Below are 11650 nucleotides of genomic sequence, written 5' to 3' on the forward strand. Positions count from 1 at the left end.
GGACGTCACCGCGCATTGAAATGACGATACCCACCGAGCGAAATCACAGGGCGGGTGTCGTATGAATCATGGAAAACGCGTGGCTGCCGTGGCAGCCACACTCTGGCTGACGGCCTGCGCAACGGGCGGCAGCCATCTGCCGCCACCCACGCGGGATGCGGCCAGTCCGGTCGTCGCCGCGTATCTGATCGGCGTGGACGACGAGTTGCAGGTGACCGTCTGGCACAACCCCGACCTGAGCGTCAGCGTGCCGGTGCGCCCCGACGGCAAGATCACCGTGCCGCTGGTCGGCGACGTAGCCGCCGGCGGACGCACCACCGACCAGGTGGGCGCTGAAATCCAGCAGAAGCTGGTGCAGTACATCCGCGATCCGCAGGTGGCTGTGATCCTGACCGCGCTGCGCAGCCACGAGTACCTCTCGCGCGTGCGGGTCACCGGTGCCGTACGCAGCCCGATCTCGATTCCGTACCGCCAGGGCATGACCGTGCTGGACGCGGTGCTGGCGGCGGGCGGCACGACGGAGTTCGCCGCGCCCGATCGCACCGAACTCTACCGGCACGACGCGGCGGGCAGCACGCAAGCCTATGCGGTCAGCCTGCAGAAGATCCTCCAGCAGGGCGACCTGGCCAACAACTATCCCGTGCAGCCCGGTGATGTCATCACCGTCCCGCAGCGCGCTTTCTGACCGTCCCGCCGTCCGGCGGGGCAAGGGGTGTTATCCATGAACGGGGAACTCGTTCCTTTCGCGGGCATGCTGCCCGCGCTGATCGGCGAGGCACGCCGGCGCCGGATCGCGCTGGGCGTGACCTTCGCGGCGATCGCGCTGGCCGCGCTGGGCATCGGCGCGCTGTGGCCGAAGAAATACGAAGCATCCACCACCATCCTGGCCCAGGAGGCGAGCATCATCACGCCGCTGATGGAGGGCGCGGCATCGGCCACCGCCAACGCGAACCGCGTGGGCATGGCGCGCGACGTGATCTTCAGTCGCCGCGTGATGGACCAGGTGCTGAGCACCGGCGGCTGGCTGGCGAGCACACCGACGCCCATCGAGCGCGACCGGCTGATCGAGGCGATCAAGTCGCGGACGAAGATCGTCAACGGCCGTGACAACCTGATCACGATCAGCTATTTCGATGCCGATCCGCGGCGTGCGTTCGAGGTGACCCGTGCGTTCGGCCAGCTGTTCATCAGCGAAAGCCTGGCGTCAAAGCAGCGCGAGAGCCGCGATGCCTACGAGTTCATCGACAGCCAGGTGGAGGCCTACCGGGCCAAGCTCACCGATGCGGAAAACAAGCTCAAGGCCTACCGTGACGCCAATGCGGACGCGCGCCCCGGCAGCGATGCCGACACCAACGCGCGCATCGGTTCGCTGCGCACGCAGATCGAGAACAACCGCATGGATGCGATGCAGAAGCAGTCGCAGGCGGCGGCACTGAATGCGCAGCTGAGCGGCGAGTCGGAAGTGAACGCGGTGCAGACCGTGGGCGGTATCTACGCGTCGCAACTGGCCGAGATGCAAGCGCGGCTGGATACGCTGCGATTGACCTACACCGACGCCTATCCCGACGTGGTGCGGCTTCGCCACCAGATCGACGATCTTCGCGCGCAGATGCAGGGCGCCGACGCACGGCGATTCGTGGGCGGCGGGACGGTGGACCGCATGGTCGCCATGAATCCGGTCAACCAGCAGATGCGCGTGCAACTGGCCACGATTCGTGGCGATGCCGCCGCCGCCTCGGCGCGGGTAGGCGCCAGCGAAAGCATGCTGCAGTCCGAACTGGAACGCAGCAGGCGCATCGCCAATTCCGAGAACGTGACCGCCGAGCTGACCCGCGACTACACGGTCAACCGCGATGTCTACCAGGACCTGCTGAAGCGGCGCGAGAACGCACGCGTGTCGATGAACCTGGACGCCGAGCAGCGGGGGCTGACCTTCCAGGTGCAGAACCCGGCGGTGATGCCGCTGGTGCCGTCGGGCCTGCGTTTCATGCATTTCGGGCTGGCCGGCCTTGCCTTGTCGCTGGCGGTGCCGTTCGGACTGCTGTTCGCCGTCGCCCGCTTCGATCCGCGTGTGCGTTCGGTGGCACAGCTGGAGCAGGCGCTCGGCTACCCGGTGCTTGCGACCATCCCGTTTTACGCCACGCCGCGCGACCGTCGTCGCGACCGGCTGCAGAACATGTTGCTGGGGGCGATCGTCCTCGGCGTGGGCGCGGTGTACCTGGGTTTGTTCTGGTGGAGGATGAAGGCTTGAAGACCATGCACTCGCGCGTTGGCGCATCCACCGAGCCGGGCGATTTCGTCGATCGTGACGAGGCACAGGACGACGCGCATGCCGCGTCGGGCCACTCCATCGCGCTGATGCGCGACGAGCGCGGCACACTGGCGCCCATCGACTGCGAACGCAAGCGCCTGATCCATCGCGAGGCGTCGGTGCGCTCGCAATCGGATGCGTTCCGGGGCATCCGTACCCGCCTGGTGGAGATGGCGGGCGACAGCAATTTCATCACCCTGGTGGTGGCGGTCAGCCCACGATCCGGCGGCAGTTTCGTCACCCGCAACCTGGCGGCCGCGTTCGCCTTCGACGAATCGAAGACCAGCCTGCTGGTGGACTGCAACCTTCGCTATCCCGACCAGCACAAGGCCTTGGGTATCGAGCCGCGCACGGGAGGACTGATCGACTTCCTCGAGCACCCAGCGCGTGGCATCGCCTCGATCATGTACCCGACCGGCGTGCCGCGGCTGCGCCTGATCCCCGCCGGCACGGCGCGGGAAAACAGCGGGGAGTACTTTTCCTCGTTCCGCATGCGCGCCGTGCTGGACTCGCTGCGCTGCCGCTATGCCGATCGCTACCTGTTCCTGGACGGCCCACCGGTCAAGGGCTCGCCGGACGCGCGGATACTGGCCGACCTGGCCGATTTCGTGGTCGTGGTGGCGGGCTACGGACGCGACACGCCCGCCGCGATCCACCAGGCCGTGGCCAATTTCGATCCGGCCAAGGTGGCCGGCGTCGTCTTCAACCAGTCACCGTGATCGCGATGCGGCTAAGGATAGGGCGCATGCTTACATCCACGACACTGGCCCGCGCGATCGCACTGGGTCTGGCGGCCGTGCCGGCGTGTTCACTGGCGGGCACGTTGGACTACACGTTGTATGCCGGCCTGGAGCACAGCAACAACATCGCCTTGTCGTCCGATCGCCCCCTCAGCGAGAACGTGCTCACGCCGGGCGCCACGTTCCAGTTCAACCAGCTGGGTTCCACCTTCCAGGCGAACGTGCTCGGTACGGTCGAATACCGGAAGTACCTCGAAGGCCACTTCGATCCGCAGACGCAGACGCAGATGGGCGCGCAGGCGAACTGGACCGTGCTCCCGCAACGGCTGGACTTCTCGGTCGAGGACTATGCGGGCGTGCAACCGGTGGACCAGTTGTCCGCCGATTCGCCGGACAACCGGCAGCAGACCAACGTGCTGGTGCTGGGTCCCACGCTGCGGATGCGTTTCGGCGATGCCGCGCGCGGGCAGCTGGAGCTGCGCTACATCAACAGCTATGCGTCGAAGGTCGACCAGTTCGATTCCTCGCGCGGTATGGCGGCGTTCCGCCTGTATCGCGACCTCGGCCCGACCGACCAGGTGTCCGGCAACGTCGAGTTCCAGCGCGTGGACTTCACCCACCAGCCGGACGGTGCCAACTACGACCGCAAGGAAGCCTTCGTGCGCTACACACGAAAGCTGCCGCATTTCGATGCGGATGTCCTGCTCGGCGGCACACGGCTGTCGTTCGACCAGGGCCGGAGTGTGTCGGCGCCGCTGGTGCGACTGCGGGTGGGCTGGCAGCCGACGCTGCGCAACGCGGTGTCCTTGGCCGGCACCTGGCAATACGCCGATGCCGCGCAGGACATCATCACCACGCCCGGCGTGTACGGTGCGGGGCTGCAGGCCGATCGCGCCGAGGCCATCGATCCGTTCGCCAATACCGGCGGGTTGGGGCGTGGCGCGACCGGTAACGGTATCGGCGTAGGCAGTGCCGTGATCGGCTCGCAGGTGTACCGCGAGCGCCGGGTGGAGGCGAACTGGAACTGGCGCGGCGATCGCCTGACCGTCACGGTGTCGCCGGCGATCGGCAAGCTGGCCTACCTGGACGACCCGACCTTCGACCAGACCGCGCGTGGCCTCAGCGTCGGCATGGGTTATCGCATGACGCCGACGCTCACCTTATCCGGCTTCGGTACGTACGAGCACGTGGATTACCGCACGCTCGACCGCAGCGACCACACGACCCGCCTCGGGCTGGACCTGGCCAAGGAGATCAACCGGCATTGGAGCTGGCACATCTCCGTGGCGCGCGAGCGGCGCAGCAGCGATGCGGCGGCACAGAGCTACCGCGAAGCGGAGTGCTTCGTCGGCGTGGTGTACCGGAGGTGAGCATGCGTGACGACCTGGACCTGCCCTTTTTCTTCGGCGCCGAACACGGCCTGTTCGGCATGTACCACGCGCCCGCCGTGCGGCCGCGCCAGGCGCTGCTGATGTGCCCGCCGCTGGGCCAGGACCTGATCCGCTGCCACCGGCTCTACCGGCAGCTGGCCCAGGCGCTGGCCGGGCAGGGCGTGGCCGTGCTGCGCTTCGATTACCACGGCACGGGCGATGCCGCCGGCGCCAGCGGCGAGGTGGACTGGGATCGTTGCGTCGCCGATACGGCGACGGCCGCCGACCAGGTGCGCGCACGAGCCGGCGTGGACCGCGTGGTCGCCTTCGGCGCGCGCCTGGGCGGCAGCATTGCGCTCGCCGCCGCGTCGCGGGCCCGCTTCGCCGAGGTGATCGCCTGGGACCCGGTGTTCGACGGTGCCGAGCACGTCGCGGTACTGGATGCGATGCAGGCCGCGTTGCGCGAGGACCCGAACCGGTTCACCCATCCGCGTGACGCGGCCGATGCCGCGGATCAGTGGCTGGGTTTCGATGTCGGCGCCGCCTTGCGGCGCCAGCTGGCCGCGCTGCATGTCGATGCGAGCGCCGTGCCCACGCTGGTCCTGGATTCGTTGCCGGAGGGCGAGCCGCGACGCTGGGACGGCCGCCTGGGCGAGCGCGGCCGGATTCGCGTGCTGGGCCAGCCGACGCCATGGAATGACCTGCACCGGCTGGAAACCGCGATTCTTTCGCCGCCTTTGATCCAGGCCGTGAGCAGTCGCTTCAGGGAGATCGCGTGATGCACGAGCAAGCCCATCGTTTCGGTCGTGCGCGGCACCTGGTCGGCATCGCCGGCGTGCCCGCGGGCGACGCCGGCGACATCGGTGTCATTGTGCTCAATGCCGGGCTGGTCCACCGCATCGGTCCGTTCCGCCTGCACGTGGAACTGACCCGCCAGCTCAATGCCGCCGGGTATCCCACGCTGCGCTTCGATATGTCCACGCTGGGCGACAGCGCGGCCACCGGCGGCGGGCAGACCCGCGTGCAACAGGTGCTGGCGGACCTGGACGACGCCATGGGCCTGCTAGCCAGCCAGGCCGGTTGCTCGCGCTTCGTGCTGGTCGGGCTGTGCTCGGGCGCGCAGAACGCCCATGTGGTGGCGGCGCAGGACCCGCGTGTCGCCGGGGCGGTGTTCCTGGACGGCTATGCCTATCGCACGCTGGGCTATCGCCTGCGGCATTACCTGCCGCGACTGGCGGACCCGGCGCGCTGGCTGCGTCGTTTGCGCCGCCGCGGCGGCGAGGCAAGGGCGGCGGCACGGGCCCCGGAACCGGTGTTCGCCGTGGCGCCGGCGCCACGCGCCGAGGTGATCGCCGATTTCACCGGCATGGTTGCGCGGGGCATGCGGCTGTACCTCGTCTACTCGGGCGGTATCAGCGACTGTTTCAACCACGCCTGCCAGTTCCGCGAGTGCTTCGGCAAGGTCATGCGCCATCCGGCCGTGGCGACGCGCTACCTCGCCGGGACCGACCACACCTATGTCCTCACCGGCGACCGCGCACGGCTGGTGCACGGCATCGACGACTGGCTGACCCATCATTTTCCACCGGCTGCGGCCGGGAGGCACCCGTGAATACCGTCCTGGTCACCGGCGGCGCCGGCTACATCGGCAGCCATACCGTGCAACAGCTGGTGGCGCGAGGCGATCGGGTGGTCGTCATCGACAATCTGTCCACCGGCTTCCGCGAGGCGGTGCGTGGTGCATCGATGGTGGAAGGCGACGTGGGCGACGGCGAGCTGGTCGGACGCGTGCTGCGTGCGCACCGCGTGGATGCGGTGCTGCATTTCGCCGCGCACACCGTGGTGCCGGAATCGGTCAGCGATCCGCTGAAGTACTACGGCAACAACACCTGCAACACGCGCAACCTGCTGGCCGCTTGCGCGGAGGCGCGCGTGGACAAGTTCATCTTCTCGTCCACGGCGGCTGTGTACGGCACCACGGCCGCCGGCATCGCGGACGAGGAAACACCGACGCGCCCGGCCAATCCGTACGGCCGGTCCAAGCTGATGTCCGAGACCATGCTGCGCGACTGGTGCGCCACCGGCGCCATGCGCCATGTGGTGCTGCGTTATTTCAACGTGGCCGGTTGCGATCCGCTGGGACGCATCGGCCACAGCACGCCCGCGGCGACGCTGCTGGTGAAGGTGGCGTGCGAGCACGCCGTGGGCAAGCGTGCCAGCCTCTCGATCTACGGCACGGATTACGACACGCCCGACGGTACCGGTGTGCGCGACTACATTCATGTCGACGACCTTGCCGCCGCGCACCTGCGCGCCCTCGACCATCTGCGTGACGGCGGTGCGTCGCTGACGCTCAATTGCGGCTACGGTCACGGCTACAGCGTACGCGAGGTGGTCGACGCGGTGGCCCGCGCGAGCGGCCGTCCGCTCAATGTGATCGAGCTGCCACGTCGCCCGGGCGATATCGGCAAGCTGATCGCCTGCAGCGACCGGCTGCGCGAGGTGCTCGACTGGACGCCATGCCACGACGACCTGGATTTCATCGTGCGCACGGCGCTGGATTGGGAATACCGCCTGATCGGCGCGCCCGCGCCCGTGGCTTCGGTGGCATGAGGATGCGCTTCACCGTGCACCGCGTGCCGTTCGTCGTCTGCCTGCTGATCGCCAGCGTTGTCGCCGGCTTGCCTGGCCCGGGACGTGCCGCTGCGCCATCGGGTGCGGTCACATCGCCCGTATCGCCACGCATGGCCGGGTCGCCGCGCCCTCCCGCCGCGCAGGCCATCGTCGTGCGTCCACAGGCGGGGAAGGGCGACGTGCTGGCTGTGTCGGCGGGCATTCCGTTCCCGCCGGGGCTGCTGCGCGATGCGACGCTGCTGCGCATCGTGGATGCGCAGGGCCACGAGATACCGTCGGCGATCGTGCCGCTGCTGCAGTGGCATACCGGTGCCGGCGGCGTGCGTGCGGTGCGTGCGCAGTTCCGTGCAGCAGCGGGCACGTACTACTTCGTCCTGGGTGCGCCCCATGCGGCGGCGATACCGGCGTGGCCGTATGCGCCGGGCCGGACCGGCTCTCCGTCTGCCGCCCTGGCGACGCTCACCCCGCAGTGGCTGGCCGCGTCGCTGATCGCCGGCCCGCAGTCGGTGGCCACTTCCGATGAGCCTTACGCGCGCTACGTCGATGCGCAGTTCCGCTGGGCGCGGACGTTGCCCACTGCGGACACCACGGCATGGTTGTTCGACCGCCCGTCCACGCTGTTCAAGGCCTATGTGCGCACCGGCCGCGCGGATTACCTCGACGCCGCCGAGGCCAGCTATCGCTGGTACATGGCCGGTATCAAGCGTGACGGCGTGCCGGCCAGTCCGTCCTGCGCGGGGGGCTGGATGCCGTCGGGCAAGCCGTGCGACGTCAAGTACGTCTACATCGAGCCGATCCTGCTGGCGATGGCGCTCAGCGGCGATGACACGATGCACGATGCGGCCACGGTGGCTGCCATGGCGGACCTGTGGGACAGCGGTGGATGGAACGGCGCACCCGGTCCGTATCGCCATGCGGACGATTACTTCACCGAACGACTGGCCGGCCTCGGCCTGATCCAGACAGTGGCCGCCTATGAACTGACTGGCGATGCGCGTTACCGCGAACGCATCGATGCGCGGATCGGCTGGCTGGAACAGCAGCAGCGGCATAATCCGGATGGCCTCGGCGACGACGGTTCGTGGCGCAACAGCTGGAACGTGCACGAGAACGACCGCGGCGGCGCCGACGACATGCGAGGTGCATCGCCCTGGATGAGCGAGAACATCGTGGACGGCCTGTGGCATGCGTGGCTGGTCACGAAAGACCCACGCATCCCGGCCATGATCACCGGCTTCGGCCGCTACCTCGAACGCTACGGCTGGATCGATCCCGCCTTGCTGGTGCCGCCGCACGACTGGCGCAACGGCTGTTCCGGCCCGCAGGGCCAGATCGCCTGGTACTGGTCGTCGTCGCAGGCCACCCCCGCCGCGCTGATGAAGATCCAGGAATCGGAAGGCTGGTACAGCGACGGGCACACGGTGGAACTGGGCCTGCCGGTGGCCGCGGCGCGCTATTTCGAGACGGATGCGCGCCAGGCCGCGGCGCTGACGAAGCGCTTTGCCGCCATCGCCTCGTCGTATGCGCCGTCGTGCGCGGCGATCGCCGACACGTTGCGCCGCTTCAACTGGAACAACCGCGGCGCCGGCGTGGCGCAGTGGATGATGGCGCAGCCGGCGGGCGCCGGCGTGGCACCACCTTCCCGTGCGACCCCGACGGCGGTGTCGCCGTGAACCGTCGCCTCGCCGTGCTGCGCAGCGTGGGTATCGTCACGGTGTCCACCTATATCGAATACGCGCTGGGCCTGCTGATGAGCGTGTGGATCGCACGCGCCCTGGGTCCGGTGGACTTCGGTCGCTATGCCTTCACCGTGTGGCTGTGCGGTTGGCTGATCGTGTGTTCCAACCACGCACTGACCACCTCGTCCACCAAGTTCATCGCCGAGGCCGACGGCATGGGCGATGCCGGCCTGGCGTCGCACCTTGCCGCCCGTTTCTCGCGTCTGCAAGGGTGGAGCTCGGCCGTGGTGATCGGCCTGTTCGTGGTGGTGGGCTGGCTGTGCCGACCGTCCGAATGGGACCATTCGCTGCTTCCGATCATGGCGCTGGTGGTGGTCGCGGTGGTCGCCAAGGCCAACTACGCGATGCAGGTCGCCATCGCCAAGGGACAGGAGCGTTTCGAGCCCGAGGCGGTGGCCACCGTGGTCGGCGGCGTGCTCGGCATGTTGCTGGTGCTGGCCGCCATGCTGATGCACGCGGGGCTAGTGGACTTCGTCGCGCTGTTCGCGGTCGCCTGCCTTGTGCTGAACCTGGTCAACCGGCAGGTCTATCGCCGCTGCTGCCGATCCTTCGCACCGGGCGCGGTACCGCGGGCGCTGTCGCAGCGGGTGGATCGCCACCTGAAGCTGACCGCCGCCCTGGTGCTGATGGGCTCCTTCCGTGTCGGCACCATCGAGATCTTCCTGCTCAACACCTTTTCCGGCTCGGTGGCGGTGGGGTATTTCGCGATCGCCGGCACGCTCACGCGCGGCGCGGTGCAGCTGTTCTCTGTCGGGCTGACCTCCACGTTGCTGCCGTACATGGCCAAGTCCTACGGCGAGCACGGCACGGCACGGGCCGCCCGCTTCCTTTCCGAGGCCACGCGGTTCTACTGGGCGGTGGGCATCGCCATCGCCGGGCTGGGCCTGGTCACGACGCCGGATATCGTCCGGTTGATGTACGGCAGCCGCTACGTGGAAGCCATCCCCGCGATCGAGGCGACCCTGGTGCTGGGTGGCCTGTTGCTGATCGGCAACGGCATCGCCGCGTTCCAGACCGTGGTGGACCGCCAGGACGATCGTGTCCGCATCGCCACAGTGGCGCTCGTGGCCAACGCCACGCTGGGCGTGACGCTGATACCGGCGTTCGGCCTGCCGGGCGCCGTGCTCACCTACGCCGGCACCCGCGTGGTGGAGATGGCGCTGGCCGTACATTACCTGCGCAAGGCCACCCGTGGCGGCTTGCCGCTGGCGGCGATGGCGCGCCTGTTCGTCGTGGGCGCGGTGGCCACGCTGGCGGCCTGGGCGACCACTGCGGCCATTCCGTCGCTGGCCGGTTTCCTCGGCGGCTGCGCGGTCTTCGGGGTGCTTTACCTGCCTGGCAGCGTGCTCGTGCGCTACTGGACGGCGGACGACGTGCAACTGATGACGGGCATCAGCCAACGCCTCGGCCGCCCGGGTCGCTGGCTGTCGCGCATGCTGGATCACCTGCCGTCCGCCGCGGTCAAGGCCGGCCCATGAGCCAGGTCTGTCGCGTGGTGGATTCGCTGGAAACCCTGCAGGACCATCGCGACGGTATGGCCCTGTTGGCGGCACGGCCCGGTGCGGCCAGCGGCATCGTGCAGCACCCGGACTGGATCGCGTACGAGGTGGCGAGCCGCAGCGACGGCACGCGACCGCACGTGATCCTCGTCTGCGATGCAGGGGGAGGCGTCGTCGGCTACGCCCCGCTGCTGGCGGTCGGGCACGTCGCGCGGATCGACCTGGGCGGGCGCCGCATGCCGGTGTATCGCGGGCCCGTGCTGCGCCTGCTCGGTGACGATGTCGTGGCGGACGACGCCGATCGCGAGCGGGTCGGCGACGCCATCGCCCACCATCTCGCAGGCGACGCCAGCGTGCGGGTGATCCGTATCCAGGAGGCCGGCCTGCCCAGCCGGTTCGCGGATCGCCTGGCCGCCGTCGGCCTGCGCATCGTCGCCGCGCACCTGCGTGACCAGGTGCACTGGTCGATCGACCCACAGCCGTCCTCGGAAACCTGGCTGGGCGGCATGGACAGGAAGAAGCGCGCCGATCTCACGCAGCGCGTGGGGCGGGCGTATCGCAAGCTGGGCGGCGATGCGGCGCTGCATACGTTCGATCGGGCGGAGGGCATGCGCGAGTACGCCCGGCTGATGAACGAGGTGTACGCGCGCACCTGGCACCACGCCGCATTGCCCATCGACTGGGAGGCACCGGCGCGCGTGGCCCTGTTCGAACGCCTGGCCGCCGCCGGGCAACTGGTCGGGCACGTGGTGCTGCGCGAGGGGCAACCTCTGGCCTATGTGCACGGCTATCGCCTGGGCGGCACCTACCTGGTCGACGACCTCGGCTACGACGAGGACGTAGCGAAGGTGGGCATCGGCTCCGTCGCGGTGTTCCAGGCCATTCGCGCCTTGCTCGACCGGTTTCCCGGCGAGCGCATCAGCTTCGGCTACGGCGACAACCAGTACAAGCGACTGCTTGCCACGCGCGCCGAGGCGTGCGGTTCGCTGTATGTCGTGAGATCGATGCCCGCGACCCTGGGTTTCGGCGCGTACAGGCCGCTGCGCTGGGCATACCGCCGTGTTTATCGGCTCAGGGCAGAGTGGCGTGTGCGTCGTGGTAAGTAGGCGTAACGGTGACGTGCTGCATGGTCGGTTTCGTGAAGGCGACCTGCGTGATGACCTCATCAAGACGCTCCGCAAGTTGCCGCTTGAGGTTTACGTATTGAGCGAAAGGATCACTCTAACTGAACTTTTTTAGGTTCTTCGCGCATGACCGGGGTCTGTACCGAAGCCGAAGCCGAAGCCCGTCGCTCGTATGGCGCGGCGACGAGGCGCCGGGTGGTCACACTCTGCGCTCGGGCAGCGGCCGCAAGCGG

Annotated in this window: 10 protein-coding genes; all 10 read left to right on the forward strand. The window is 68.6% G+C overall.

What is annotated here, in order from left to right; genetic code table 11:
* Window positions 1-79 precede the first annotated feature (79 nt).
* The 10 genes from QRN34_RS02460 to QRN34_RS02505 are packed head-to-tail and all read left to right on the forward strand — an operon-like array spanning window position 80 to window position 11399.
* On the forward strand, window positions 80-685 hold the full coding sequence (locus tag QRN34_RS02460) for an XrtA/PEP-CTERM system exopolysaccharide export protein (RefSeq protein ID WP_285401657.1): 606 nt from the start codon (window positions 80-82) through the stop codon (window positions 683-685).
* Between the two features lie 36 nt (window positions 686-721).
* Window positions 722-2251: an XrtA system polysaccharide chain length determinant gene (locus QRN34_RS02465; RefSeq protein ID WP_285401659.1), complete on the forward strand. Its 1530-nt coding sequence runs from the start codon at window positions 722-724 to the stop codon at window positions 2249-2251.
* Between the two features lie 5 nt (window positions 2252-2256).
* Window positions 2257-3030, forward strand: a complete 774-nt coding sequence (locus QRN34_RS02470; RefSeq protein WP_285401830.1) for a polysaccharide biosynthesis protein — start codon at window positions 2257-2259, stop codon at window positions 3028-3030.
* A 26-nt stretch (window positions 3031-3056) separates the two neighbouring features.
* Window positions 3057-4421 (forward strand): outer membrane beta-barrel protein, encoded by a 1365-nt coding sequence (locus QRN34_RS02475; protein WP_285401661.1) that lies wholly within the window; start codon window positions 3057-3059, stop codon window positions 4419-4421.
* A gap of 2 nt (window positions 4422-4423) precedes the next feature.
* Complete coding sequence (locus tag QRN34_RS02480) at window positions 4424-5200, forward strand: alpha/beta hydrolase (RefSeq protein ID WP_285401663.1); 777 nt, start codon at window positions 4424-4426, stop codon at window positions 5198-5200.
* Window positions 5200-6033, forward strand: a complete 834-nt coding sequence (locus QRN34_RS02485; protein WP_285401665.1) for a dienelactone hydrolase family protein — start codon at window positions 5200-5202, stop codon at window positions 6031-6033. The genes QRN34_RS02480 and QRN34_RS02485 overlap by 1 nt, the downstream gene beginning before the upstream one ends.
* Window positions 6030-7034, forward strand: coding sequence for a UDP-glucose 4-epimerase GalE (gene galE / locus QRN34_RS02490; RefSeq protein ID WP_285401667.1), 1005 nt, complete (start codon window positions 6030-6032; stop codon window positions 7032-7034). Before QRN34_RS02485 ends, galE begins: the two co-directional genes overlap by 4 nt.
* Window positions 7031-8728 carry a hypothetical protein gene (locus tag QRN34_RS02495; RefSeq protein ID WP_285401669.1) on the forward strand — a complete coding sequence of 566 codons (1698 nt, stop codon included), beginning with the start codon at window positions 7031-7033 and terminating at the stop codon, window positions 8726-8728. The genes galE and QRN34_RS02495 overlap by 4 nt, the downstream gene beginning before the upstream one ends.
* On the forward strand, window positions 8725-10272 hold the full coding sequence (locus QRN34_RS02500; RefSeq protein WP_285401671.1) for an oligosaccharide flippase family protein: 1548 nt from the start codon (window positions 8725-8727) through the stop codon (window positions 10270-10272). The genes QRN34_RS02495 and QRN34_RS02500 overlap by 4 nt, the downstream gene beginning before the upstream one ends.
* The gene (locus QRN34_RS02505; protein ID WP_285401673.1) at window positions 10269-11399 is read left to right on the forward strand and encodes a GNAT family N-acetyltransferase; all 1131 of its coding nucleotides are present in this window, start codon (window positions 10269-10271) and stop codon (window positions 11397-11399) included. The genes QRN34_RS02500 and QRN34_RS02505 overlap by 4 nt, the downstream gene beginning before the upstream one ends.
* The last annotated feature ends 251 nt before the right edge of the window (window positions 11400-11650 follow it).

It is taken from the genome of Luteibacter sp. ME-Dv--P-043b (assembly GCF_030209605.1).
In the GTDB taxonomy this organism is placed as follows: domain Bacteria; phylum Pseudomonadota; class Gammaproteobacteria; order Xanthomonadales; family Rhodanobacteraceae; genus Luteibacter.